The organism is Marinobacterium zhoushanense (genome assembly GCF_014641945.1).
GTDB lineage: Bacteria > Pseudomonadota > Gammaproteobacteria > Pseudomonadales > Balneatricaceae > Marinobacterium_D > Marinobacterium_D zhoushanense.
The window spans coordinates 229,715-253,621 of record NZ_BMIJ01000002.1 but is presented as its reverse complement, the minus strand read 5'-3'; the positions used below and the strand labels follow the sequence as shown (position 1 = coordinate 253,621).

Annotated in this window: 26 protein-coding genes; 22 read left to right on the top strand and 4 right to left on the bottom strand. The window is 59.3% G+C overall.

All coding sequences use genetic code 11. The features are described 5' to 3' along the window. Positions 1-59: 59 nt before the first annotated feature. From IEX40_RS05390 to IEX40_RS05360, 7 genes are all read left to right on the top strand, one after another. The gene (locus IEX40_RS05390; protein ID WP_229680600.1) at positions 60-719 is read left to right on the top strand and encodes a nucleoside/nucleotide kinase family protein; all 660 of its coding nucleotides are present in this window, start codon (positions 60-62) and stop codon (positions 717-719) included. A 74-nt stretch (positions 720-793) separates the two neighbouring features. Continuing rightward, the gene (locus IEX40_RS05385) at positions 794-1,192 is read left to right on the top strand and encodes a hypothetical protein (protein ID WP_188746089.1); all 399 of its coding nucleotides are present in this window, start codon (positions 794-796) and stop codon (positions 1,190-1,192) included. A gap of 8 nt (positions 1,193-1,200) precedes the next feature. Continuing rightward, on the top strand, positions 1,201-1,758 hold the full coding sequence (locus tag IEX40_RS05380) for a MerR family transcriptional regulator (protein WP_188746088.1): 558 nt from the start codon (positions 1,201-1,203) through the stop codon (positions 1,756-1,758). Between the two features lie 61 nt (positions 1,759-1,819). Continuing rightward, a complete protein-coding gene (locus IEX40_RS05375) occupies positions 1,820-2,362 on the top strand; it encodes an NADPH-dependent FMN reductase (RefSeq protein ID WP_188746087.1) in 543 nt (180 codons plus the stop codon). 50 nt (positions 2,363-2,412) lie between these two features. Then, on the top strand, positions 2,413-3,069 hold the full coding sequence (locus IEX40_RS05370) for a VOC family protein (RefSeq protein ID WP_188746086.1): 657 nt from the start codon (positions 2,413-2,415) through the stop codon (positions 3,067-3,069). A gap of 11 nt (positions 3,070-3,080) precedes the next feature. Then, positions 3,081-3,368 (top strand): YciI family protein, encoded by a 288-nt coding sequence (locus IEX40_RS05365; RefSeq protein ID WP_188746085.1) that lies wholly within the window; start codon positions 3,081-3,083, stop codon positions 3,366-3,368. Positions 3,369-3,393: 25 nt separating this feature from the next. Then, positions 3,394-3,930: a hypothetical protein gene (locus tag IEX40_RS05360; RefSeq protein WP_188746084.1), complete on the top strand. Its 537-nt coding sequence runs from the start codon at positions 3,394-3,396 to the stop codon at positions 3,928-3,930. Positions 3,931-3,943: 13 nt separating this feature from the next. On the opposite strand, the gene IEX40_RS05355 is transcribed toward IEX40_RS05360, so the two are convergent. After that, positions 3,944-5,437, bottom strand: coding sequence for a carboxypeptidase M32 (locus IEX40_RS05355; RefSeq protein WP_188746083.1), 1,494 nt, complete (start codon positions 5,435-5,437; stop codon positions 3,944-3,946). Between the two features lie 262 nt (positions 5,438-5,699). Continuing rightward, complete coding sequence (locus IEX40_RS05350) at positions 5,700-6,536, bottom strand: hypothetical protein (RefSeq protein ID WP_188746082.1); 837 nt, start codon at positions 6,534-6,536, stop codon at positions 5,700-5,702. A gap of 447 nt (positions 6,537-6,983) precedes the next feature. On the opposite strand from IEX40_RS05350, the gene IEX40_RS05345 reads away from it, so the two are divergent. From IEX40_RS05345 to IEX40_RS05285, 13 genes are all read left to right on the top strand, one after another. After that, complete coding sequence (locus IEX40_RS05345; protein ID WP_188746081.1) at positions 6,984-8,333, top strand: vWA domain-containing protein; 1,350 nt, start codon at positions 6,984-6,986, stop codon at positions 8,331-8,333. 68 nt (positions 8,334-8,401) lie between these two features. After that, positions 8,402-10,189, top strand: a complete 1,788-nt coding sequence (locus IEX40_RS05340; RefSeq protein WP_188746080.1) for a sensor histidine kinase — start codon at positions 8,402-8,404, stop codon at positions 10,187-10,189. Next, complete coding sequence (locus IEX40_RS05335) at positions 10,186-10,887, top strand: response regulator transcription factor (RefSeq protein ID WP_188746079.1); 702 nt, start codon at positions 10,186-10,188, stop codon at positions 10,885-10,887. Before IEX40_RS05340 ends, IEX40_RS05335 begins: the two co-directional genes overlap by 4 nt. A 312-nt stretch (positions 10,888-11,199) precedes the next feature. Next, positions 11,200-12,327 carry a hypothetical protein gene (locus tag IEX40_RS05330; RefSeq protein ID WP_188746078.1) on the top strand — a complete coding sequence of 376 codons (1,128 nt, stop codon included), beginning with the start codon at positions 11,200-11,202 and terminating at the stop codon, positions 12,325-12,327. Beyond that, complete coding sequence (locus IEX40_RS05325; RefSeq protein WP_188746077.1) at positions 12,324-12,935, top strand: peptidylprolyl isomerase; 612 nt, start codon at positions 12,324-12,326, stop codon at positions 12,933-12,935. The genes IEX40_RS05330 and IEX40_RS05325 overlap by 4 nt, the downstream gene beginning before the upstream one ends. Positions 12,936-12,968: 33 nt before the next feature. Then, the gene (locus IEX40_RS05320) at positions 12,969-14,759 is read left to right on the top strand and encodes an OmpA family protein (RefSeq protein ID WP_188746076.1); all 1,791 of its coding nucleotides are present in this window, start codon (positions 12,969-12,971) and stop codon (positions 14,757-14,759) included. Positions 14,760-14,790: 31 nt separating this feature from the next. Beyond that, a complete protein-coding gene (locus IEX40_RS05315) occupies positions 14,791-15,255 on the top strand; it encodes a hypothetical protein (RefSeq protein ID WP_188746075.1) in 465 nt (154 codons plus the stop codon). Between the two features lie 28 nt (positions 15,256-15,283). After that, positions 15,284-16,057 (top strand): hypothetical protein, encoded by a 774-nt coding sequence (locus tag IEX40_RS05310; protein ID WP_229680598.1) that lies wholly within the window; start codon positions 15,284-15,286, stop codon positions 16,055-16,057. Positions 16,058-16,098: 41 nt separating this feature from the next. Next, entirely contained in the window at positions 16,099-16,668 is a 570-nt protein-coding gene (locus tag IEX40_RS05305; RefSeq protein ID WP_188746074.1) for a hypothetical protein, read from the top strand. Then, entirely contained in the window at positions 16,665-17,642 is a 978-nt protein-coding gene (locus tag IEX40_RS05300) for a hypothetical protein (protein ID WP_188746073.1), read from the top strand. The genes IEX40_RS05305 and IEX40_RS05300 overlap by 4 nt, the downstream gene beginning before the upstream one ends. Before the next feature lie 57 nt (positions 17,643-17,699). Further along, complete coding sequence (locus IEX40_RS05295; RefSeq protein WP_188746072.1) at positions 17,700-18,341, top strand: hypothetical protein; 642 nt, start codon at positions 17,700-17,702, stop codon at positions 18,339-18,341. Beyond that, on the top strand, positions 18,341-19,522 hold the full coding sequence (locus tag IEX40_RS05290; protein WP_188746071.1) for a PASTA domain-containing protein: 1,182 nt from the start codon (positions 18,341-18,343) through the stop codon (positions 19,520-19,522). Before IEX40_RS05295 ends, IEX40_RS05290 begins: the two co-directional genes overlap by 1 nt. A 12-nt stretch (positions 19,523-19,534) precedes the next feature. Then, positions 19,535-20,197 carry a PASTA domain-containing protein gene (locus tag IEX40_RS05285; protein ID WP_188746070.1) on the top strand — a complete coding sequence of 221 codons (663 nt, stop codon included), beginning with the start codon at positions 19,535-19,537 and terminating at the stop codon, positions 20,195-20,197. 27 nt (positions 20,198-20,224) lie between these two features. Here IEX40_RS05285 and IEX40_RS05280 read toward each other — a convergent pair whose 3' ends face one another. Continuing rightward, positions 20,225-20,848, bottom strand: a complete 624-nt coding sequence (locus IEX40_RS05280; RefSeq protein WP_188746069.1) for a LysE family translocator — start codon at positions 20,846-20,848, stop codon at positions 20,225-20,227. A gap of 75 nt (positions 20,849-20,923) precedes the next feature. Then, positions 20,924-21,769 (bottom strand): AraC family transcriptional regulator, encoded by an 846-nt coding sequence (locus IEX40_RS05275; protein WP_188746068.1) that lies wholly within the window; start codon positions 21,767-21,769, stop codon positions 20,924-20,926. Between the two features lie 209 nt (positions 21,770-21,978). On the opposite strand from IEX40_RS05275, the gene IEX40_RS05270 reads away from it, so the two are divergent. Together IEX40_RS05270 and IEX40_RS05265 are read left to right on the top strand one after the other, a co-directional pair. Next, a complete protein-coding gene (locus IEX40_RS05270; protein WP_188746067.1) occupies positions 21,979-22,566 on the top strand; it encodes a DUF2726 domain-containing protein in 588 nt (195 codons plus the stop codon). A 432-nt stretch (positions 22,567-22,998) separates the two neighbouring features. Beyond that, entirely contained in the window at positions 22,999-23,907 is a 909-nt protein-coding gene (locus tag IEX40_RS05265) for a phosphoribosyltransferase-like protein (RefSeq protein WP_188746066.1), read from the top strand.

Genomic DNA, 23,907 nt, shown 5'->3' with positions numbered 1-23,907 from the left:
GTGTGATCTGCCATAATGATTTCACCAACCCTACAACTTCATGACCGGAGGTTTGACCGTTGCAGAGCCGCTTTAGTCTGACGACCGGTTACTCGGATGCGCTCGAACAACTTTGCTCTCACCTTCTGTCACAAAGGTCTGGCAATAGACGCTACATCCTGGCGGTCGCCGGTCCACCCGCTTCCGGTAAATCGACCCTTGCCGAACAGTTGGTCGCAAAGCTGAATGCCACAAGAACTGACTGTGCCGCACTGTTGCCGATGGACGGTTTCCACCTGGACAACCGGATATTGGCGGCGCGCGGGTTGTTGTCCCGCAAGGGGGCTCCCGAGACCTTCGATGCGGTCGGCTTTGGTGTGACGGTGCAGCGACTGCATGACCGCTCCAGCGAGATAATACATCCCGTTTTCGACCGTACACGGGATCTTGCCGTTGCCGGTGCCGGCGTGATCACGCCCGAGGTCGATGTGATAGTGGTCGAAGGTAACTACCTGTTACTGAAGCAGGAGCCTTGGGTGTCGATGCGTACCCATTACGATCTCACGGTGTTCCTGTCACCACCCATGGAGGTTCTGGAACAACGCCTCATCGAGCGCTGGCTTATTCATGGCCTGGAAGAGGCAGCGGCCCAGGCGCGGGCGCAGGGCAACGATATACCCAATGCCCGGCTTGTACTGGAACATAGCGACGCAGGTGATATCAGGCTCTCGGATCGCTGACCAGACAGGATGCGCTTGACCTGTCTACCGCTTCACTCTTCATACTCGCCCCTTTTACCGGCTGGGGGAAGACGATGCTGGACGATAAGACCTATCTGGAGCTGTTTGCATCAAGGGCGTTGGGGCCGGAACACTTTGATCATCGCGGCCACCTTCGCCTCGCCTGGCTCCACCTTGTTCATTTCACAGAGGAGGAGGCCCGGCAGCGGGTATGCAGCGGTATCCGCGAGCTGGCGACGCGGTTCGGCGCGCCGGAAAAGTTCAACCATACGCTTACCGAGGCGCTAATGCGGATCATTGAACTGCGTATGCGGGGGCAGGTTATACGAAGCTTCGACGCGTTTCTGCGTGAGAATCCGGATCTGTTGAATGATGCCAAATCGCTGCTGGACAGGCATTACAGCGCCGAACTGTTGAATTCCGATCGAGCCAGAACAAACTGGGTGGAACCCGACCGGGACGCAATACAATAGGGAGTGCCATGCGAACCATCACCGTTACCGCATTTGCGCGGAAGTTTGGTCTCTCGCGGACAACGCTGCTCTATTACGATCGTATCGGTCTACTTAAACCTGCCGAAGTTTCCACATCGGGTTATCGGCTTTATGGCCAGCGGGAAGTGGAGCGGATGTCGCGTATAGCGGCCTTTCGCGAAGCCGGTATTCCGCTGAAGTCGATTCAGGCCATTCTCGATGGAGAAGATCCGGGGCTACTGGAATTGGCCTTGGAGCAACGACTGGCCTCACTCAACCGGGAGATCGCCCAGCTGCGCAGTCAACAGGCGTTGGTGATTGAACTGCTGCAACGCAAAAGCGGCGATAGCGGCGAGCGGCAAGTGGACGTGCAGCAGTGGGTCGCGATGCTGGAGGAGGCCGGGGTCGATGCTGCCGGCCGACTGCGCTGGCATCAGGCGTTTGAGCGTGACGCCCCGGAGGCACATCAGACTTTCCTGCAGTCGTTGGGCCTGGATGAAGCGGAGATTAGCGAGATCCGTCAGCGCTCCCGGCAAAAGGAACCTCCTGCTGCCCCCCACCGTTGATTGCACCCTGCTGAAGCTCTAGGCTTGCACTCTTCATGGATCGGATATTTCAGGAGGGAGATTGAAACTACTGGCCCTATCGGGAAGCCTGCGCAAGGCCTCTTACAATACCGCTGCACTGGAAGCCCTGAGTTCACTCGCACCCTCTGACATCGAGATTCAGATCGGCAACATTGCCGATCTGCCGCTCTATAATCCCGATCTTGAGGGGGAATCGATACCGTCGCTGGATGAGCTGAAGGCAGTGCTGGCTGAAGCCTCAGGTCTGATTATCGCCAGTCCCGAATATGCGCATGGCATCAGTGGACCGATGAAAAACGCGCTGGACTGGCTGGTCAGTGGCGAGGAGTTCCCCTACAAACCGATTATGCTGATCAACACTTCGCCACGCGCCTGCCATGCGCAGGAGGCGCTGAAAGAGGTGCTGACCACCATGTCCGGTATTCTCGTTGACTCTGCTTATGTGTCTTTGCCGCTATTGAGCAGCGGGTTGGACAGGGATGGCATACTGGCCGATACGGCGCTGTGCCACAGCTTAAAAACCGGGCTGAATAACTTCCGTACAGGAATTGAGGTTAGCTCAAATAACCGGCTGATAGATTAACGAAAACGATCGCCAGATTATTTTTAATGGACTACCGGTAAATAGTTTTTATGGAAATCGATCATATCTTTTTATGTGTAAAACCCGGTGCGCCCGAGGCAGACGAGTTGATAAAATTAGGCCTGATAGAGGGGGTTCCCAATACGCATCCAGGACAGGGAACGGCGAATCGACGATTCTTTTTTCGCAACTTCTTTATCGAGCTTCTGTACCTGACCGACGAGCGGGAAGCGCGCAGTGAACTGACTAGACCAACCCAGTTGTACGAGCGGCTCTCTGCACAGGACGGGACGGTTTCACCTCTGGGTATCTGCTTCCGACCAGGGCAGGGTGAAGCCAGAGAGGTGCCTTTCCATAGCTGGGGCTACAGGCCGCGCTATCTGCCGGAAGGGTTGCAGGTCGATGTGGGTATGGCTCCGATTACCGAGCCGATGTGGTTTTACCTGTCGTTTGCATCCAGGCCGGATCGGGCCGCTGCCGAAAGACGGCAGCCGCTGGAGCATGCGGTCGGGTTTAAAGAGGTTACGACGTTGAAAGTCTGCATGCCTGCTGATGACTACTCGAATCCCGCAACACAGGCGTCTACCGTTGAGGGTTTTGAGATTGCAAAGGCGCAGGAGCATAGGGTGGAGATAGCGTTCGATAACGGTTCAAGCGGAAAGTGCCGGGATTTCAGACCTGTGCTTCCATTAGTATTCAAATGGTAAAGGAAAACCGTGTGTTTATAGTTTTGTTGACCTACAAGTGTGACTTAAGCGAAATCGATACGTACTTGAACGACCATGTCGAATATCTGGATCGACAGTATGCCGCTGGCGTATTTCTGGCCTCGGGCCGAAAGGTACCTCGCACCGGGGGTGTGATCTTGGCGCGGGCAGACGGTCGGCAACAGCTGGAGCAGATATTGGCGGAAGATCCGTTCAGCGTTCACAACCTGGCTGATTACGACGTTATCGAATTTGTGCCGAGTAAGACAGCGAAAGAGCTGGACTTCCTCTGTCAGTAGCAATCCTCTACTCAGCGAGAGCAATATGCCAACACCCGCCGATGCCATTACTGCGTATCTGCACGCTAAAGATGGCAACCGTCCCCATTTGATGCGGCGTGCATTTGGCGCCGATGCGAAGCTGGAGATGCAGGTCAACACCGGCAGTATCTCGTTTCCGCCCCTGTCCGAGGGGCGCGAGGCGATCAGCGAAGTGCTGGTGCGCCGATTCGGGCAGACCTATGAAAATGTGTACACCTTCTGTCTGGCCGAGCCGCCGGTTGAACGGCGTGAGACGTTCGCGTGCGACTGGCTGGTGGTAATGACGGAGAAGGAGAGTCGTGCGGTGCGTGTCGGTTGCGGTCGCTACGACTGGTGTTTCTCGTCGGAATCGGGACTGGTGGAACAGCTGCGCATCACCATCGATGTGATGCAGACACTGCCGCCGGAGTGGGCCGAAAACCTGACCGACTGGGCCTCCGCTCTGCCTTATCCCTGGTGCTCTGTCGAGATGGCGAAGGCAGCAGCCCCCGAGCAGGAAGGACTGGGGGCTGTGTTCGAGCGTCTGCTGCCGAACGCCTGAACCGCGATACCCGCTACTGCTCCAGGTAGCGGCTGCGGATATGGCGGATAAAGTGCTCCGGATTGGTCGGCTCGCCGGTGGCCTGGCTGATCAGCTCCTGTGAGCTCAGGAACGAGCCCTTGCTCCAGATCTTCTCGCCCAGCCACTGCCGCAACGGCGTTACATTACCCTCTCTCAGCAGTCCGTCCAGTGCGGGGATATCCCGGCGCAGGGCGGCAAACAGCTGGGCCGCATTCAGTGCCCCCAGGGTGTAGGAGGGGAAGTAGCCGAACGCACCCGAGGGCCAGTGGATATCCTGCAGGCAGCCGTCCTTGTAGTTGCCGTTGGTATTCAATCCCAGGTAGGCCTTCATCTTCTCGGCCCAGGCGTCGGGGATATCCTCTGCTTCCATCTCGCCGTTGATCAGCGCGGATTCGATCTCGTAGCGCAGCACGATATGCATCGGGTAGGTGACCTCGTCCGCCTCCACCCGGATAAAGCCGCGATTGACCCGGGCCATCGCCTGCCAGAACTGGTCGCTATCCACATCCTTCAATGACGGGAAATGCTGGTGGATCAGCGGCGTCAGGAACTTCACGAACGGCTTGGACAGCAGCAGTTGCTTCTCGAACAGCAGGCTCTGGCTCTCATGGATACTCATGCTGCGCGCATCGCCCACCGGTTGGCCGCTCCAGGCCTCGGGCAGACCCGCTTCATAACTGGCATGACCGGTTTCATGCACCGTACCCATCAGCGCCTCAATAAAATCGTGCTCCTTGTAGCGGGTGGTGATGCGGTGGTCGCCGCGCACCCCGGTGCTGAACGGGTGGCTGCTGATATCCAGCCGGCCACGGCCAAAATCGAAGCCCAGCGCCTCCATCACCCGGCGGCTCAGCTGCTCCTGCACGCCAATATCGTAGTGGCCGCTCAGGTCGATATGCGGCGCCCGGCGCTGGCGCTCGATCACCTCGTCGATCAATGCCGGCAACTGGGCTTTCAGTCCGTCGAAGACCAGGCCGATCGAGGCGCTGCTGTCACCGCTGGAGTAGAGATCGAGCAGGGCGTCATAGGGCGTGGCGAACCTGTCCGCTTCTGCCGCCTGACGCGCCTGGGCCTCCTCCCGGCTCAGCCGCACCAGCTCCTTGAAGTTGCCGAGGAACCCCTGCCAGTCGTTTTCGCCGCGCTGCGCGCGCCAGGCGTGCTCGCAGCGTGAGGCGGCCAGCGACTGCGCCTGCACCAGGTCGGCGGGCAGACAGGTCGCCTGCTGCCATATTCGGTGCATCTCGCGCAGGTTGGCCTGCTGATCGGCTGTTTCGCCCTCCTGCAGGGCATTCTCGAACCAGTCGCCCAGCTGCTCGGCGGTGAGCAGCTCATGGCGGATCTGGTGCAGCTCCGCCAGTGCCTGGGCGCGGGCCTCGGCGCCACCCGGCGGCATCATCACCTGCTGGTCCCAACCGAGGAAGGTGCTGGCGTGGGCAAGCTTGTCGAGGCGGGCAAATTGGTTAACCAGTAATTGGTAGGCGCTCATGAGGTGATCCTGTTACCTGAAGAGATAATGCCAGAGCCGATAATGGCGCCGACTCTGAAACGCTGAGATGAAAATCTTGTGTGAACTCGATCAGCTAATCCTATCGCTGAATGGAGAGGTTGTCCTGTCGCTGGCAGCACATTAGCGAATAGCCGGTTCAGTGGCGGATTAGGTTAGCCGTCTGCAGTAGCTGTTTGGGAGGTGGTTAAAACTGGACGACCCTCCGAAGAGGGCCGTCAGCTTAAGGGTTAAGGCAGGGTAATTATCCCGGGTAATCGCTACGCGGGTAGAAACGTGCCTGGATCAGGCGGGTGCCGTTGTTGAGGAACTCCCAGAAATACTGATCGAAGATATCGTTGAACACCGACAGCTCGGTTTCGGATCCATCGACACACTGCCAGGTATCACCAGCCAGGTCACCATCGGTATCCACCCACTCGACTTCGCAATAGGCCACACTGAAGATATCGGTCGCCTTTTCGAAGGTGCTGCGGCCCGATTCGCGGTCGAGCAGAATGGAGCCGGAATACCACCAGAGTTGGGTCGTATCCACGGTTTCTTCTGCATACCCGGTGATTTCGGCGCAGGTGCCCGGTTTACCCAGGACGCGGATGAACAGATCCAGCATGATATAGCGATTAGCATCGTCTGTTACCGGTACCTGAATTGTGGCGCCATCCTTGTCGGCGATTCTATCCACAATTTCAAACGAGCCATCTGTCGTCGGTTCGAAATAGATCCTGGTCTTGCCGTCGGGCTCCTCTGTCTGGAAAGTGGGTCCCTCCTCATCAATAAACTCTGTCTGCAGACCATCGTCGGGATCGGTACACAGAGTTGTCTTGCCGGACTTGCCATTGCCTGGCGATTTACTGGTAACCAGCGGTACAAACAGTGCTGAACCTCCGCTGTAAGCGGCATTGCCGCCCAGTATCGATTCACAATATTCCGGATCGCCGTCACACTCTGCGAGGTTCGGGTGACCGATAAAGTTCACCGTGTAGTGGGCCCCGCTGGGCGCGCCATTGCCGGCGATGGCGAGTGGGGCGAATACCAGGGAAAAAAGTGAAGCGATTAACGAGGTTTTTAGAAGCACGTTCATTTCGGCCTCCTTGTTATTTTAAACACACAGGACCCTAGGGGTCGTGCCCTGTATCGCAACTGATACGACCTAAGTTATAGACGACGGAGGTTGTTAACTTGACGAGGCGCGATTGCCGGAAATTGCACCCTATGATTTACACTCAAGCCAATAGGTGTAAAAAGTGTAAGGTTTTTGAAACAACGGCAGAACTCACTAAGTTAATGTCTGCCAGGGGGTGCACTCTTTGCCTCTAAACATGCAGAACTTTCAGTTAAAAAACGCGATTTAATTACACTATGGGTTTAAGTTTGCGTATCCCGTTATTCCTCTCCGCATCAGGTCCGCCACGTTTTTACAAAGCTTTTACAAACCCCATACATCAATCTGACCTTTGCCCGTTCCACTCCACCTAGAGTGCAGCTCAGAAGCTGATTGCTTACTATCCACTGCACAAGGAGTTGGGCCATGAACAGATACTTTCCTCGCCACCGTTGGATCACGGCGTTACTGCTGCTGTTAACCTGCGTATCGCTATCGGCGCGGGCACAGACGCAGCACAAACAGGAGGTGACGCTTGATTTGAGCCTCGCCACACCGGTGATGGCGGCAGGTGCGGCGCAGAAAGCGTATATCAAGATCTCGCTGGATGGCTTCGAGCTGCCCGGCCGCGCCACACGCACACCGGCCAACGTGGCGATCGTGCTGGACCGCTCCGGTTCCATGGGCGGCGACAAGATCCAGCACGCCCGCGAAGCAGCGATCATGGCGCTGGGTCGCCTCGATGAGCGCGATATCGTCTCGGTGGTGGCGTATGATTCCCAGGTCGAGGTGGTGGTGCCGGCCACGCGCTTGACCGACCGCCAGCCGATCTACCAGGCGATCCGCACGATCCGCGCCGGCGGCAATACCGCGCTGTTCGCCGGGGTCAGCAAGGGGGCGGCGGAGCTGCGCAAGTTTATCGACCGCAACCGGGTCAACCGTGTCATCCTGCTCTCCGACGGCCTGGCCAACGTGGGGCCGCAGACACCCTCGGCACTGGGGCGGCTGGGGCAGTCGCTGGCCAAGGAGGGGATCAGTGTCACCACCATCGGCCTGGGGCTTGGGTACAATGAGGACCTGATGACACAGCTTGCCGGGATGAGCGATGGCAACCACGCCTTCGTCGAGAACGCCGCCGATCTGGCGCGGATCTTCCAGTACGAGTTCGGCGACGTGATGTCGGTGGTGGCGCAGGACCTGATCATCGAGATCCGCTGCCTCAATGGTGTGCGTCCGCTGCGTCTGCTCGGGCGCGACAGCGACGTGTACGGTGACCGGGTGCGCACCCGCCTGAACCAGCTCTACAGCGAGCAGGAGAAGTACCTGGTGCTGGAGGTGGAGGTGCCTGCGCAGGAGGCCGGCAGCGAACTGGAGCTGGCCAGCGTGCAGGTGGATTACGCCAACCTGGCCACCCGTCAGGCCGCCCGTCTCGACGGCCGGGTCCGTGCTCAGTTCAGTGCCTCAGAGCAGGAGGTACAGCAGGCGGTGGACAAACCGGCACTGGAATCGGCGGTGGAGCAGGTCGCCAACGAACTGAGTCGTGAGGCGGTGGAGCTGCGCGACCAGGGCGATGTGCAGGGGGCCAGGAGTCTACTGCAGAAAAGCGCCGAGTACCTCGGTGCCCAGGCGGAAGCGCTGGCCTCGCCGGAGCTGAAAGCCCAGGAAGAGGAGGCGCTGCAGGATGCCGATAAGCTATCCTCCGAGGATGACTGGAATCGCCAGCGTAAGGAGCTGCGCGAGAAGCAATATAAACGCGCCACTCAGCAGACCTATTAAATGACTGCGCGAGATGAATCCGGTGTGAGTAGCTATTCACACCGGAATTTTCTGCCTAAGGGAGATAGATGAAATACCGCGCCGCGCTGCTGTTGATCCTGCTGGTACTGCTGCCGCTGCTGCTGCTCGGCTGGCTCGGTTTTCGCCTGCAGCAGAATGAACAGCAACTGGTGGGGCTGCAGCTACAGAAGCTGATCGAACAGCAGCTGGAATCGCTGGACAGCGAGTTGCAGACCCACTTCCAGCAGCTGGAGCGCCTGCTGCAACGCCAGGCCGGTGGCCTCTATCGCCTGGCCGACCCGGACTACCCCAGCGACCGTCTGCGCAGTTTCATCAAGGACTCGGCGCAGGTGCAGCAGCTGTTTGTGCTCGATGCCGACGACCAGCGCCAGTTCCCGCCCCGCGACCAGCCGCTGAGCCTGGAGGAGCAGCGCCTGGTGGATCGGCTGCAACCGCTCTGGCAGTCCCCCGGCCTGTTCCATCCCACCGCATCGGATCCGTCGGCGCCCGCCGTACAAGCGCAGGCACCGGTTGCCGCCAAGGCCAGCGACTACTTCGCCAGCGGCCAGCTGGCGCAGCGTGCGCCGGCTGAGTTATCGAGTGAGCTGTCGGCAGATATCGCCGAGGCGCCTTTAGCCTCGGCGCAGATGGCCGAACCTGCGGCCGAGCTGTCCGACCAGACTCAACGTTCCAGCGTCAAAACGGAAGCTAAACGCACAGAGACCGACACCACCGCGTCCGGTTGGATCGCCTGGTATGCCGATGCCCGGCTGATGCATATCTACTGGTGGCGCGATCCCGAGGGACGCACCCTGGGTTTCGTACTCAACGACGCCCGGTTGCTGTCGGACCTGATCAACCGCCTGCCGGATGCGGGGCAGGGCAGTCAGGCACTGGGCGAGGCGCAGATCCGTCTGCTCGACAGCCAGGGCACAGCGCTCTACAGCTGGGGCGACTACCAGGCCAACGGTCAGGCGTTGCGCAGTCTGGGGCTGAGCCATCCGCTGGGCAGCTGGCGGCTGGAGTATCATGCCCCGGCGCTGCAGCGGGCCGCCGCTCCGCTCTGGCTGACGCTGGTGGCACCGCTGCTGTTGCTCGGTGCCGGGCTCGCCGGACTCGGCTATCTGCTCTACCGCGAACATCGGCGAGAACTGACGCTGGCGCGGCAGCGGGTCAACTTCGTCAATCAGGTGTCGCACGAGCTGAAAACACCGCTGACCAACGTGCGCCTCTATGCCGAGATGCTGCAGCAGCGCCTGGACGACGGATCTGAAGAAACAGCGGATCCCACCGTCAACCGCTACCTCGGCGTCATCACCGATGAGAGCCAGCGCCTGTCGCGGCTGATCGAGAATGTGCTCAGCTTCTCCCGCTTGCAGCGCAAGCAGCTGAAGCTGGCGCCGGAAACAGCCAACCCGGACGAGCAGATCGAACGTATCCTGCACACCTTCGCACCGCTGCTGCGTCAGCGCGGCATCGAACCACGGTTCGCGCCCGGTATCGAACAACCGTTGACCTACGACCCCGCGGCGCTGGAGCAGATCCTCAACAACCTGCTCAGCAACTGTGAGAAGTACGCCCCTGACAGTGGTGAACTCAGGCTGCGCTCCTGGCTCGATAGCACCGCACTCTGTGTTGAGGTGCGGGACAGCGGCCCCGGTATCGACCCGGCCGATAGACAGCGCATCTTTGAACCCTTCTACCGCAGCAGCAGCCGGCTCACCGACGGTGTATCCGGCACCGGTATCGGCCTGGGCCTGGCGCGGGATCTGGCCCGCGCCCACGGTGGCGACCTGACTCTGGAGGCCAGCGACAGCGGCGCCTGTTTCCAGATCCGCTTGGAGACCAATAGATGAAAGTGCTGATCGCCGAAGACGATCTCAATATCCGCCTTGGCCTGCGCGACCTGCTGGAAGCGGAGGGCTACGACTGCCTTGAAGCGGCCGACGGCGAACAGGCCTGGACCCTCTACTGCGAGCAGATCGCGAGTCAGCAGGGCCCGGCGCTGGTGCTGCTCGATATCATGATGCCCAAGCTAGACGGTTACAGCCTCTGCCGCCGCATCCGCCAGCAGGACCAGCAACTGCCGGTGATCTTCATCACCGCCAAATCGGAAGAGATCGACCAGGTGCTGGGGCTGGAGCTCGGTGCCGACGACTACATCAAGAAACCCTTCGGCAGCCGCGAAGTGATCGCGCGCATCCACGCCGTCACCCGCCGCTGCCTGGCGCGCAGCCAGTCCGATCCGGAGCAGCAAAGCTTCCAGATGGCCGACCTGCAGGTATACCCCGCCCAGCTGCGCGCCGAGCGCGACGGCCGGAAGATCGACCTGAGCCTTCGCGACCTGCGCATCCTGCAGACGCTGCACCGCCACCGCGGCAAGGTGCTGAGCCGGGACCAGCTGTTCGACGAGTGCTGGGGGCGCAGTTACCTGCCCAGCAGCCGCACCCTGGATCAGCATATCTCCAAGCTGCGCAAGGCGGTGGAGCGGGATGCGCAGACACCGGAGATCATCGTCACGGTGCATGGGGTGGGGTACAGGTTTGATGGCTGACGGCAGTAGTAGGCTGTCGGTGATGACCGAATTTGTCATGAAAAAATATGGTGTTTTCATCTGATTTTCGAACACCCGCCGCTCTGTTCAAGTACGTGTGTTTTTATTCAAACACATGTTTGACAGTCTCAATTTCAGCTGCTTAACTCCCGTCACGCACTTAACGTAGTCGCGGTTGTTGCCCCCAGCTATCTCGGGGCTCTATCGTGAAGTGCCAGGCGTCACGCACCGTCTGGTTATCTGTTTGGGCGGGGCGGACATGGAATGTACGCTTAGGGAATCTCCGCAAGGGGAGGGACAGGGTGTCAGGATATGCAGCTACCCTTGGCGCAAGCCACTGCAGAACCGCTTTCCGGTGATTACCGTCTGGTTGTCTGCTCCATCGGCCAGGCAACGCCCGCTTCAGCTAAATCGATCGCGCTTGGACTCGGCGTCCCAGTGCAGCGGGTGCTCGATGCGCTCTATCGAGCACCGGCCATTCTGGTCGACAACATCCCCTTTGACACGGCTCAGCAGATGCAGGATCTGCTGGACACCCTGGGTTATGACACACGGGTCGAACACTGTCAGCAGCCATCCGCTGTGCAGGCCGAGTGTTTCGACATTGCGGCTTACATCACTGACGAACAGCACTACGACCGGATTGTGGCGGAGCTCGCCCGCTTCCTCGGTACGGATGAGAGCGAAGCTTCCCGACTGCTGACCACGCCACCGGGTATCGTTATCGGCAACGTGACCCAGGCGACACTGGATGCGCTGACCGGGCGTCTGGGAGAGGGCGTTGAACTGATCGCCTCTAACCCCGCCACGGCACTTTACGATCTGTTTTTGGCAGTCGACAGCGCCGATCAGGCGCGCCGAACCTGCCAGGAGCTGCGCCGTCGGGGATATTCTCTGATCGCGGATCAGGGCTGTGTCCTGATCGATATGAGCAAGCCGGAGGCGGACCGCCTCTGGTCCAGTTTCCAACGCGCCAATACCCTGCGGGTGATCAACCAGGATTTTCTGCGCTTCGACCTGGTGCTGACCGAACCCGGATCGGGTCTGAGCGATGCCGCCCATCGCGTGCTCAGCGAACTGGCGGGCATACCCGATCACATCATTCCACGACTGTTCGAGGCGACGCCGGTAACCCTGGTTGAGGCCCTGCCCAAGGGGCAGCTGGAGCGATTCATGCTGGCGTTCAGCGAGGCGGGGCTTAGTGTGCGTGCCGATCTGATCAGTTTCATGCACCTGGGGTTGAAGATTACCCGTACCGCCCAGCCCAGCCTGTTAAACCAGACCTTGCGTTCGCTTGGTCTGCTCGACACCAAACGCAACCACCTGCCTGAACTGCCCTTCCAGCTGCCCTGTGTCCTGCCGGAGCTGCAGGCGCGGGTGATTCGTTATGCCCTGAGAACAGCGGGCACAGAGGCCGAACTGGTGGAGGTATCCGCATGACGGCAACGCAACAGGCGGCTCAGGCCGAGACCCATCGCTATCACTTAGGTATAGCGGAGGCGGGCAAATGCTTCGCGCTCAAGGGCGATCATCTCGAGGCGCTGCGTCACTATCGCGAAGCGATGCGGCTGGCCGTCTCTTCCCAGGCACCGGAGGTGTTCTTCCGGCACTACAGCCAGTGCGTGCTGGAGAGCCTGGAACTCACCGGTCAGTATCAGGACGTGCTCGATTACTGCAAAAAGGCTGACGTCTACTACCAGCAGCTCAATACCCGGCGCCAACTGCACGCCCGGGATCATGCCGCCATCCTCGAACGCCAGGGGTTGGTCTACGCCAAGCTGGGCGAGCGCGAGTCGGCGCTGAGCAGCCTGGCGAAGGCCCGCGAGCTGGCTGGGCAGGCGCGGTTGGAGCTGACCGAACAGGTGTACGGCTGGCTGCAGCGGGGTTTGCGCCCCGATGTGGCGCGGCTGACCGACGCACAACGCAAGCACCGCTATTTCAGCGTCCGTGCCGAGCAGGTAAATGCCCAACTGGCCAGACCCCTGCCGGCAGAGGCGGACAGGACCCGGCGGCAAGACCCTCGGGATTCGTTTGGCATAACAGGATGATCAAGCCGCCCGCTGGCGGAATGGAGGAGAGCAATGGCGGACTATGACGGACTCACCCCGGGCCAGGTTCTGGCCGATGCAAGCGTCGCGGAATTCATTAAAGCGCTGGGCTTGTCCATAGCCGAAGCGCAGAAAGCGCTGGACGAAAACTCGGTCGACCAGATCGGCGAGTTCCTGACCCCGAGGCCCGGCCTGGATGGTAAATCGCTGCTGGATCTGGGGCTTTCACCCGCGTTCTATCACTATCAACACGCCGACATCAGCTGCTCGCTGCAGTTGAGTCTGCGGGTGGAAAAGGACCTCAGCGTCGGGCTGAACCTCAACGGCTCGTTCAGCGACAACCAGACCAGCAGCTCGAATGAGTCGCAGAGCAGCGAAAGCTCGGAAAGCGGGTCGAGCACGGTCTCGCGTGAGCGCACCGCTGAGGTGAGCGTGCACTCCTCCAGCACCGGGGCGCTGACGATCGGCGGGCGTCAGTTCACCTTGACCGGAGACGATCCGCTGGCCCGTATCCGTGCCCTGCAGGACGCCGTGACCGCCGATGAGCAGGCTGGCGTGCCGCGTCTGCTGTATGCGCCGGGCGACCGTACCTTCACCATCACCACAGATGCCGACGCGTCCAAGGTGGAAACCACCGACCGCACCGTCGCCTTCAAGGGTGGCGGTTTCGACCGCTGTGTGATCCAGATCGACGAAAACACCGCCACCGACTATGTCTTCAACGGCAGTGTCACCGTCAACACCACGGCGCAGGGATCGCTGCAGGCCTATGCCGATCACGTCGAAGCTCAGGTCGAGGCAGCCGGTTATGTCGCCTCACTCTTTGCGCCGGGCACGCCGATTACCACGGAGTATTTCAAGACCGGCCGGCACAATCTGGAAACCTTCGATCTCAATGGCACCACCTACAACGACGGTGCGTTCCAGAGCCTGGCCTATCTGGCCCAGTTCGCCAAAGACCACAACTTCGATCTCGAGGTGGAGGGCTTCGCCGATGCGCAGCGCTACCGTGGCCAGTCCCCCTCCAGTTCCGACCAGAGCAACATCGAGCTGGGCAACCGGCGCGCCGATGAAATCATCCGCATTCTGGTGGCCAACGGCTTACCGGCAAACAAGGTAACGCGGAAAACCTCCCGCGGCTCCGCCGATGCCATCGCCGCCGGTGGACCAGCGGACAATGTGGCGTTTCGCAAGGCCGAGGTGCGGATCAAGAACCGCACCGCCTATTACCTGATCGTGCACTCCACCTCAGGCAGCCTGACGATCCAGGACGTCACCCCCGACAAAACCACGCCGGGCAGTACCGGCAACGGTTTTGCCTGGCTCTACCGGCCGCAGCCACTGGCGCTGTCCGGCAAGTCGGTCACCATCGACGGCACCAACTTCCCGTTCTCGGGCGCATCGGCCGGTGGTCATGCGGCGGGCAGCCCGTCGGCCTATGCCGAAAACCTGAAGAACGACATCAACGCCAACGGCGGCGTCGATTTCGGTGCCTCCGCCGAGGCCAACGTGGTCTCCCTGTTCGGTGATAGTACGCCGTTCCAGTTGATCCTGGTGTCGTCCGAGGAGCGCTCGATCCAGATCAGCGGTACCGAGGGGATCACGGTGACACGCCAGTTTTCACGCACCGAATCATCCAGCATGACCCGACAGAATACGGGCAATCGGGCCGTGGCGGTTGGCGCCTCGCTGGATGTCAGGTTCTCCCGTCAGTTCGAGATGAACGTAACCGGTAACTCGGCGATCTCGGCGCGGCTGGTCTCCATTCCGGCGCCGCCGGAGTTCCTGGAAACCATCAAATCCTATTTGTCGCAGAACGACTAGATAGCTGACCAGATACCAAGGAGGCAAGGTCATGAGTGAGGTACCCGGTGTTACCCGCTCGTTAATGTCGGCACCGCTGCCCCAGATTATCGAAAAGCTGGGGGTGGCAATCGCGCAGGCTCAGCTGGCGCTCGACAAAAATTCCATCGAGATCGCCCAGTCCCTGGCGGAATCGGAGGTCGATATCGGCGACAAGACCTACAACCTGCTGTCGCTGGGCTTTGTGCCGAGCTTTTACGCCTTCACCGAGGCAACGGTGGAAGCCAAGCTCAGCTTCAGCATGACCGAGAGCACCGAAACCTCGGTGAATGTCGGCGTGCAGGCGGGGATCAATTATGGCGTGTTCATGGCGGCGGCCTCGGTCGACGTCGGCTACGCGCGCAAGTTTTCGGTTTCTGCCGAGGGGATGTCGTCGATCGCGGCGCGGCTGGTGTCGCTGCCGGCACCGGAAACCTTCCTGCTGTTGTTGAAACAACAATATCAACAAGAGATTTAATCGAGCACCCAGACAAAGGAGATAAACCATGGCCATTGGACAGGAACTGCTTAACGTACCCATGGGCGACATGATCCGGCAGATGGCCTTCGCTATCGCCGACGGTCAGTATCAACTCGATGAGAACTCCATCAACGTTGCCGAGATGATGGGGGGGCTGACCACCGTGTACGACGAGGAGGGCAAGGTCACCTTCGACGACAGCCGGGTCTTCTTCGGTTACGAATACATGACCATCAAGGAAGCGCGCGCCTTTGCCTTGACCGATGATGCGCTGAGCGGAACGCTCGGTGACGACGCGATCAAGCTGTCCGAGGTGCTCGAACCGCTGACCAAGGACGCCGAAGGGGTGGCACTGGACGAGAAAACCGAGATTCGCGTACCGGTGCGGCATTCCATGATGGAGCTGGGCTTTACCCCCACCTTCTACCAGTTCGTCGACACCATCATTGAAGTGAAGATCGCCATCAAGATCACCCGCGAACGCGAGTACACCCACACCCGCAGCAACAAAAAGACTGACAAGGCCAACGCCCACAAGCGCAAGCGTTCATTCTGGGGCACCTCGAAATCGTCCGGCTCCAGCAGCTCGGTGTCCACCAGCCAGGTCGATGCCACCTACTCCAGCAAGTACTCCTACACCGCCGAAGGCGCCTCGATTCTGCGCACCAAGATCGTCCCTGTGCCGCCGCCGACCGTGCTGGAGGACCGGATCCGCTCCTTCATGGAGTCGGAAGAGGCGCGGCGGGAAGCCAACCTGCAGAAGAAACGTCAGGAACTCGGTCTGGATGATACGCCCTGATCCGACGCCTGATTTTTAACGAACAAGCAGAGGGATAGGCCATGTCCATTGGCACCGAAATGCAGAACACTCCCTTCCCGGAGATGGTACGTACACTGGGGATCGGCATCGCGGAAGCCCAGTATGAGCTCGACCTGGTGTCGTTGAAAATCGCCCGCATGATGGCCGGCTACGCCCCCGATCCGGAACCGGAGGAGGGGCAGCCGGCGCCACCGCCGGCCTCGCCGCCGGAGCGCAACATGCTGGTGAAGCTGGGGGATGGCAACGAGTACTCGCTGCTTGAACTGGGCTTCGTGCCCACCTTTTACCAGTTCGTCGATACGCTCATCGAACTGAAGCTGTCGATCTCAATGTCGCGGGAAACCAACTTCAGTCGCTCGTCGACCCAGGTGAATGCCTCGGTCAGCGGCAAGGTCGGTTTCTTCTCCGCGTCCGCCAAAATGAGCGTCAGTTCGGTATCGGCCAGCTACTCGTCCAAGTACCAGTATTCGGCCGAAGGCTCATCGCTGTTGCGCACCAAGCTGGTTCCGGTGCCGGCGCCCGCCGTGCTGGAGGAGCGTATCCGCTCGATGATCGCCGCGACGATGACCGAGGCCCCGGATAACCCATGAGCCGACGTAGCTGGCGTGATCTGGAGACAGGCGAGGAGCCGGAACAGTCCACTCCGTCGATGCCTTTTGCAACACCGTCGGCCGTCCGGTCGGGCAGCGACAGCCTGGCCGAGGCGGCCGCCCTGGCACCGGATAGCCGCCTGAACCAGCTGATGGCGCGGCGTGACGAACTGCAGAGCCGACTGCGGGAGCTGACCGGTGAATCCGAGCGCGACCAGGCGGCCCGACAGCGCTTTCCCGTAGCCAGTTTTGCCGAGCGCAGGGCCGAGGAGCAACTCTGGGCCGCACAGCGCGCAGCGGCCCGGCAGCGAGAGGAACCCTCCACCATACTGCCCACGCGCGGGGCGCTGCCCCCGTCTCCGCTGGAGGGGCGGATGGACGCCGGGATGCCAGGCCGTAGCGGACTGAGCCAGGGGTTGGGCGATAGATTTGCCAGCGCAAGCCGTTCGGGACGCTCTGGCCTCGGTCGGGCACGTGAAGCGCTGACACCGCTGCAGTCGGTCAGTCGCCCGGTAGGCGATGCACGACGCTCGGTCGATGACGCCCGCGACCAATTGCGCGATCTGGACCAACGGCTGGCCGCCGAAGGGGTATCGGAAACCGACCGGCAGGAGATCCGGGACACCCTGCAGGGCGACCGTCTGGATAAGACCAGCGCCGTGTTAAACCGGGCGCAATCCGCGCTGGATGCGCCCAAACGTGCGGTCGAGCGCGTCGAGCGGGAGTGGCAGTCCCGCGAGAACCAGATCAGCGGTGCCATGGATCGATTTTCCAGTTATGCCGACCGGCGCGAACAGCGATTGTCCGTCGAGCGCGGCGGCTCGGGCGATCTGTTCGCCCGCATGCAGGCCAACCGCCAGCGCGCCCTGGAGCGTCGACGTGAGCAGCAGCAGGAGGAGCAACGCGACCAGCAACGACGGGAACGGGCGCAGACGAGACAGCGGGAGCGACAACGGGAACAAGCCGAATCGTAAGCCGGGATCGATAAACCCCGGCAATGAAGTGAACTCTAAGATTATGGGACAGATGGAATGAGCGAAGGACGGTTCATCGCGGATACCCTGGAAAGCGTGCTGGTCGGCATGGCCGAGAGCCTGCGCGAGGCACAGGAGGAACTCAACAGCATACCGCCACTGGATGGCTACGGCCGTCCTGCGCCGCAATACCGTATCCCCCATCTCGATTTTGAAGTCGGCTTTCGGCTGAAGTCGGAAACCCACAACAGCGGCGGGGTGCGCCTTATCTTCGCCCCCGTGGTCAGCGGAGAGGCATCCAAGGAGGTCACCAGCCGCATCACCGGACGCTTTGTGGCCGTGCCTCCGGGGGAAGGCATGCCGGTGCCCCGGCTGATGACCGAGATCGATGCGGAGGGCGATCAGCGTATTCTCAAACTGACCGCCACCACCAGCGCCGGAGAGGTGCTCGCCGGCGCCGATATCGAGTTGAACCTGGATGTCGATGCATCCACCGGTCTGTCCCAGGCCGCCGGCGTGGATTCGCCCCGGCTCTCGGCGGTGACGCTGGAGCGTGCCGTCGTGCAGACCGACACCTCGGGGGGCGCCACCGCGCGGGTGCAGTTGGGGCCGACACTGCAAAGAGCGGCCGTGATCGTGCTGGTGGCAGAACTGGGCTATGAGACATTGCGCATCGTAATCGGCAAGGAGATCGACTGATGAGTAAGGTTGTCGCCACCGTCCTCCTGCTGACCGATGAGGGTAAACCCGCGGCGGGTCACGGTCTGGTGCTTGAGGCCTACAGTCTGAGTACCCGTCGCTGGCAGGCCGTGGCCAGGGCCAAAACCGATGCCCAGGGCAAAGCCAGTCTGACCACCGCGACCAATGTTGCCAATGAGCCGATGGCGCCGGCATTGCGCCTGACCGAGTTGGGTAATCCGTCGCCCCGCGTCCTGGCGCAGGGCGGCTATATGCAGTTCGACGTCAATGCCCAAACGCTGCTGGTCGATTTCGGCCAGGTGGAACGGCTCGAAGAGACCGCCTACCGCCTGCAACAGAGTGACAGCCGTTTTGCACGCACGGTGATTACCATCGCCGGCGCTCCGGTCTCGCCGCAGATATCGACGCTGGCGATCAATCGCATGGTGGCCGCCAACCCCAGGCTGGCGGCGGGCCTTACTCGTGTCGATATCGGCACGCCAACGCAGCCTACCGCCGCGCCGCAGTTGAACGAGGCGCTCACAGCTGCGGTATTGAGCAACAAAGAGGTGCAAGTGCTCAAGGCGCGCGAGCTGCAACTGAACTCGGAGCTGATGGACAAGACCCGGGAGGTCAGCCTCACCGCCGAAAAACTCAACACCGCCAACCTGACGATAGACACGCTGAGGGCCGACCTGGGCAGCGTCAACGCTGAGAAACTCGAATTGGCTCAACAGCTCGAGGCGATCCGGGCCAAAGCCAAAGAGCCGGCGAAAATCGAGGATGTGCTGGTGGGCCTTGGCAGCAAGCTGCACAGCTCGAACACGCAACTGAAAAAAGACAACCTGCCGTTCCGCATCGGCAGTATCAAGGTCGACCTGCGTGGCTCGCTGACCGATGATGGCAGCTCGATCGTCATGGGCGGCTCCGGCGGTGGCGTAAGCACGGAACTGTTCGGTGACGATGCCGCCTCGGCCGAAACGAAAGTGACCGTACCCGCCGTGGTGGGCCTGACCGAAACCGCGGCCCGCCGGGTGCTGCGCTCGGTGGGTTTACGCATGACCGCAGCCCACCAGCAACTGGGCGAGGGCAAGGGTGTGCCCGGCCAGGCGCTCAGCCAGCACCCCGCTGCGAGCACCCAACTCGCTCACGGCAGTGAGGTGATGGTGGTGTTCGGCGAACTGAAATCCACCTCAGCCTAACAGGACATCAGCATGAAAAACCTGCGAACACTGGTACAGGATGTGGTTGCCTCCCCCCTTGGTGACGTGATCGCCTCGGTGGGTGAGGGCGTGGCCCAGGCGCAACAGGCACTCGACGAAGGCTCCCTGGCGGCGGTGCTGGACATCTATGCCGAAAGCGACGATGCCAAGATCAAACTGCTGCAGGAGATCGGTTACCGACCCACCTTCTACGCCCTGCCCGATACCACCGGCGAGGTCCGGGTGGCGCTGCGGCTGGGGCAGGGGGCGGCGGGCGCGCAGTCGGCAACGGCAATCAAATCCACTACACCCGCCATCCGCAGCGTGCTGGGTCGTCAGGGGCTGAACACCAGTCGCAAGCTCTATGCCTCGCCGGTCGACGCCGGGTACAGCAACCAATACGGATTCAGCGCCGATGTCAGCGCCAAATTGACCTTTCGCATCGTACCCATCCCGCCACCGGACGGCGTGGACGAACTGAGGCTGGCGCCGGAACTGGTTGGCCGCAGCTTGGCGGATGCCCGCAGCGTGGCGGAACAATTGGGCTTGAGTGTCGCGGTAGAGGCCGAAGAGGGTGTTGATATCGACGACAGCAAACTGGTCGCGACCCAGACCCCCACTGCCGACAGCATCGTGCGGGCGGGCGATGAGCTGAGCGTAACGCTGGCCGAGTGAGTCTGCTGCGCTGATCGGTAACCGAGATCAGCTCAGCAGCGCCACCCAAACCGACACTCCCAACAACACCGCCAACACCCGGTTCAACAGCCGTCGCTGCGCCTCGGTTTTCAGCAGCCGGCCGCTGCCTTCGCCGAGCCAGGCCCAGGCGGCCATGCAGGGGATGGTGACCAGAAAGAAGATCAGCGCCAACATCAGGCTGTGACTATGGTTGGCGGTATGGCCGGCCTCGCCAGCCGGCGCGAACAGGGCGCTGGCGGTCAGCGCCATCATCCAGGTTTTCGGATTGACCAGCTGCATCAGCGCGCCGTGGTGCCAGCGAACCCGGGGTGCGCCATGCTGCGCTTCGCCGCTGACGCCGGGGGCGTGGAATAGTTTCCACGCCATCCAGCTCAGCCAGAGTGCTCCGCTCCAGGCCAGCAGCGTGCGTAACAGGGGATAGTCGGTGATCACACCGGCCAGTCCGCTGGCGGTCAGCAGCAGGATCGCCGAGGCGCCGAAGGAGCCGCCGACCACAAAGGGCAGGGTAGCCAGCGTGCCGAAGCGGCTGCCGTTGTTCAGCGCGAGCACATTGGTCGGTCCCGGCGTGGCGGAGGCAACGAAGGCGAACAGGGAAAAGCTGAGCGTTAATGTGAAAGCGTCGGTAGACATGGAAACTCCTTTCTAGGTGGTCTCCATCATTGTTCCTGCTCGGGTGGAGCGACTCTGTAACGCCCGTGCAGAGTTTCAGCCAGGGCTACAGCTGCGGTGATAGGCCGCCGGTGTCAGTTTGTAGGCTCGGCGGAACCAGCGCCCCAGATGGCTCTGATCGGAGAAGCAGAGGTCGCTGGCCACCTCGGCGGGTTTAACTCCCTTCGCCAGCAGACGCCGCGCCTCGACCAGACGCAGCTGAATCAGATAGGTATGGGGTGCCATGCCAAAGGCGGCCTTGAACGAGCGGTTGATGCGGAAACGGTCGCTGCCCAACGCCAGCGCCATCTGCTCCAACCCTATATCCTCATACAGATGCGCATGCAGAAAGTCGCGTCCCTCGCGGGCCAGTCGCGGCAGCAGCAGTTCACTGTTCTGGGTTTTGCGCCAGCTCAGGTGCGCGGTCATCCGCTCGATCATCTGATCCAGACAGGCGTTGCGCACGATGCGCGGCTCATTCTCCCGCAGCGCAATATAGGCCGAGGCGATGCTGCCCAACAACAGGCGATCTTCCGACAGGGTGGACTCCGCCCGCAGCTCGTAGTGGTCGGGCAGGTTCTCGAAAATGCCGCCCAGCTGCCGGTGCAGCCAGTCCGCCGGGAGATACAGCGCACGATAGGTGAACCCCTCATGATGCGGCGACTCGCCGTCATGGAGCTCGCCGGGTTCGATCAGAAAACTGCTGCCCGGCGTGGCCCGCTGCACCTGATGACGACAGTGGAACTGCTGCAACCCCTGCTCGTTGTAGCCGATCAGGTAGTCGTCGTGCCAGTGCGGATCGTAGGCGTGGGTGTTGCCGGTGATATGGGTGCGAAACAGCTCTATACCGGTATCGGCATCGCGGGAGAAATGAACCCAGTTATCCTGTGTGGACGCAGACATGACCTGAAGACGCTATTGGCTTGATGCAGAAAGAGTAACAGCTAAACCCATTAGGCAGCAGCTGTCTGGAAGATTTGTGCAGATCAAGAGCGCAGCTATCTGCAGACAGAGAGGGCTTGCCAAAAACGGGCCGAGAACCGAAACTCAATACCCATATGTGCTACATGGGCAGTTAGCACTTAATCGACACGGAATCAGGGAGATTGTCGATGGAATGGATTATTCCGTTAGTGGTAGTGCTGTTCGTGTTTGTGCTGATCGCGCAGAAGCGCAATGCCGGTGCATCCAACCAAGACACAGGCGACTACCGCTACCGCCAGCGCAAAACCCTCTTCACCGCCGCCGAGCGCTCCTTTCTCGGTGTGCTCGACTCCATTATTGACCCTCAGCAACACCGCATCTTCGGCAAGGTCCGCGTGGCCGATCTGATTGAGCCTGAACGCTCACATAACAGTAAGCGTAACCGAAGCCAGTGGCAGAAAGCCTTCAACCGCATCAGCGCCAAACACTTCGATTTTGTGATCTGTAAGGCGGATGACCTGACGCCGGTTTGTGCCATTGAGCTGGATGATGCCAGCCATAAGCAGAGCAAACGTCAGCAGCGGGATGAGTTGTTGGAAAAGGTTTGTGGGCAGGTGGGACTGGCGTTGGTGAGGGTGCCGGCCCAACGTGGTTATCAAGTGCCCGAGGTCAAAATACTCTTGTCACCGCACATATTTTCAGGGCTTGAGTCGAAAATGGAAGAACCAGTTCAAAAGCAGAAAATGGATTGCAAACCTAACGGCATAAGAATTTAACCGGGGCTAGGTGATATTTAGAGGACGGAGGCGAAGAGTGCCGGTGACCGCTAACGACCCGGAGCTGACGTGGTGGAAAGAGTTACCGCATAGACTGCTTTTGGCCTTTGCAGACATAAAGTGTGCTGTGTCCCTGGCGGGCTAACGGCACAAAACGTCCGTTAAAGAAAACGTCTGGAAGAGCTAAAACCTACTAACTTACTTGATGATCGTAATTTGAATCTGCCTAATAGAAAGGCATTGATATCAGTACACATGTTTATAGACATATCTTTTCAAAAATAATATTTCAGGTAAATTTATTTAATACAATTTTCTATTTTAATATATTTAATTATATAAATTTGATATTTAAATTTAAAAAAATAGCAATTATAAAAAAAATTATATATTATATAGCGTATTAGTACTTTAATATGATAAGGATTTCGCATGAGTGGCTATTTAGAATTGCCAAATAGCGTTGAGTTATATATCGACAAAATAAAAAAAAGATGTGACAGCCTAATTAGATCACAAATATGGAATGGAATTGATCGAAATAAGTTAAATAGATGGCTTTCTTCTTTTAAAAATCCTGAAGAGCGGTACTTGGCAGCCTTCATATTAGATAATCTTACCTTTCGCTCCGAGTCACAAACTAAGGCAATGATTTTTCAAATCATTCTTAGGAAAATACCTCAACTACTCCAAGAAGAGGAATACTTTTCGAAGTATAGGGATAAATGGCCGGAGACACTCACTAAGTCAGGAACTCCTATTAGACTAGTACCTGTCCTACGAAAAAACGATGGTCCTTATAAAAGTGGGCAAATTGTTTCGAGAGAGTATATTACACAGGTAGGTGTTAATAAACGAATTATAATTAGTCCAGATCAAATAGATAAATCAATAAAAGATGGTGCCAAGCTTTTCATATTTATAGATGATTTTCTAGGTACAGGAAATCAGTTCTCTGAGTTTTATGAAGAAAATCAAAAAATTATCGAAGTTAATAATATAACAACGCTCTATGTACCTTTAGCGGCCCATGAATATGGAGTCGAAAAGGTCAAGAGTAAATTTCCGAATCTTAGACTAGCAGCATCTGAAATTTTATCAGAAAATAACGGTTTATTTTTTTCAGATAATGGAATGCTTCCTGATAATATTAATACATGCGATGCAGCTAAAGCATTATATTTGAGCATTTCACAATCGCTGTTAGGTACAGGTTTCAGCATGCCGCTTGGCTATGAAGATCTCAGTTTAACATATGGATTTAACCATGCGACTCCAAATGCAACGTTACCTTTGCTTTGGTCTGATAAAATTGAAAATCATTTTTTGACTAGGTGCTGA

Coding starts and splice junctions, on each gene's coding strand:
- IEX40_RS05385 (WP_188746089.1), top strand. CDS start 794: ATGCTGGACGATAAGACCTATCTGGAGCTGTTTGCATCAAGGGCGTTG.
- IEX40_RS05380 (WP_188746088.1), top strand. CDS start 1,201: ATGCGAACCATCACCGTTACCGCATTTGCGCGGAAGTTTGGTCTCTCG.
- IEX40_RS05370 (WP_188746086.1), top strand. CDS start 2,413: ATGGAAATCGATCATATCTTTTTATGTGTAAAACCCGGTGCGCCCGAG.
- IEX40_RS05360 (WP_188746084.1), top strand. CDS start 3,394: ATGCCAACACCCGCCGATGCCATTACTGCGTATCTGCACGCTAAAGAT.
- IEX40_RS05355 (WP_188746083.1), bottom strand. CDS start 5,437: ATGAGCGCCTACCAATTACTGGTTAACCAATTTGCCCGCCTCGACAAG.
- IEX40_RS05350 (WP_188746082.1), bottom strand. CDS start 6,536: ATGAACGTGCTTCTAAAAACCTCGTTAATCGCTTCACTTTTTTCCCTG.
- IEX40_RS05345 (WP_188746081.1), top strand. CDS start 6,984: ATGAACAGATACTTTCCTCGCCACCGTTGGATCACGGCGTTACTGCTG.
- IEX40_RS05340 (WP_188746080.1), top strand. CDS start 8,402: ATGAAATACCGCGCCGCGCTGCTGTTGATCCTGCTGGTACTGCTGCCG.
- IEX40_RS05335 (WP_188746079.1), top strand. CDS start 10,186: ATGAAAGTGCTGATCGCCGAAGACGATCTCAATATCCGCCTTGGCCTG.
- IEX40_RS05330 (WP_188746078.1), top strand. CDS start 11,200: ATGCAGCTACCCTTGGCGCAAGCCACTGCAGAACCGCTTTCCGGTGAT.
- IEX40_RS05325 (WP_188746077.1), top strand. CDS start 12,324: ATGACGGCAACGCAACAGGCGGCTCAGGCCGAGACCCATCGCTATCAC.
- IEX40_RS05320 (WP_188746076.1), top strand. CDS start 12,969: ATGGCGGACTATGACGGACTCACCCCGGGCCAGGTTCTGGCCGATGCA.
- IEX40_RS05315 (WP_188746075.1), top strand. CDS start 14,791: ATGAGTGAGGTACCCGGTGTTACCCGCTCGTTAATGTCGGCACCGCTG.
- IEX40_RS05310 (WP_229680598.1), top strand. CDS start 15,284: ATGGCCATTGGACAGGAACTGCTTAACGTACCCATGGGCGACATGATC.
- IEX40_RS05305 (WP_188746074.1), top strand. CDS start 16,099: ATGTCCATTGGCACCGAAATGCAGAACACTCCCTTCCCGGAGATGGTA.
- IEX40_RS05300 (WP_188746073.1), top strand. CDS start 16,665: ATGAGCCGACGTAGCTGGCGTGATCTGGAGACAGGCGAGGAGCCGGAA.
- IEX40_RS05295 (WP_188746072.1), top strand. CDS start 17,700: ATGAGCGAAGGACGGTTCATCGCGGATACCCTGGAAAGCGTGCTGGTC.
- IEX40_RS05290 (WP_188746071.1), top strand. CDS start 18,341: ATGAGTAAGGTTGTCGCCACCGTCCTCCTGCTGACCGATGAGGGTAAA.
- IEX40_RS05285 (WP_188746070.1), top strand. CDS start 19,535: ATGAAAAACCTGCGAACACTGGTACAGGATGTGGTTGCCTCCCCCCTT.
- IEX40_RS05280 (WP_188746069.1), bottom strand. CDS start 20,848: ATGTCTACCGACGCTTTCACATTAACGCTCAGCTTTTCCCTGTTCGCC.
- IEX40_RS05275 (WP_188746068.1), bottom strand. CDS start 21,769: ATGTCTGCGTCCACACAGGATAACTGGGTTCATTTCTCCCGCGATGCC.
- IEX40_RS05270 (WP_188746067.1), top strand. CDS start 21,979: ATGGAATGGATTATTCCGTTAGTGGTAGTGCTGTTCGTGTTTGTGCTG.
- IEX40_RS05265 (WP_188746066.1), top strand. CDS start 22,999: ATGAGTGGCTATTTAGAATTGCCAAATAGCGTTGAGTTATATATCGAC.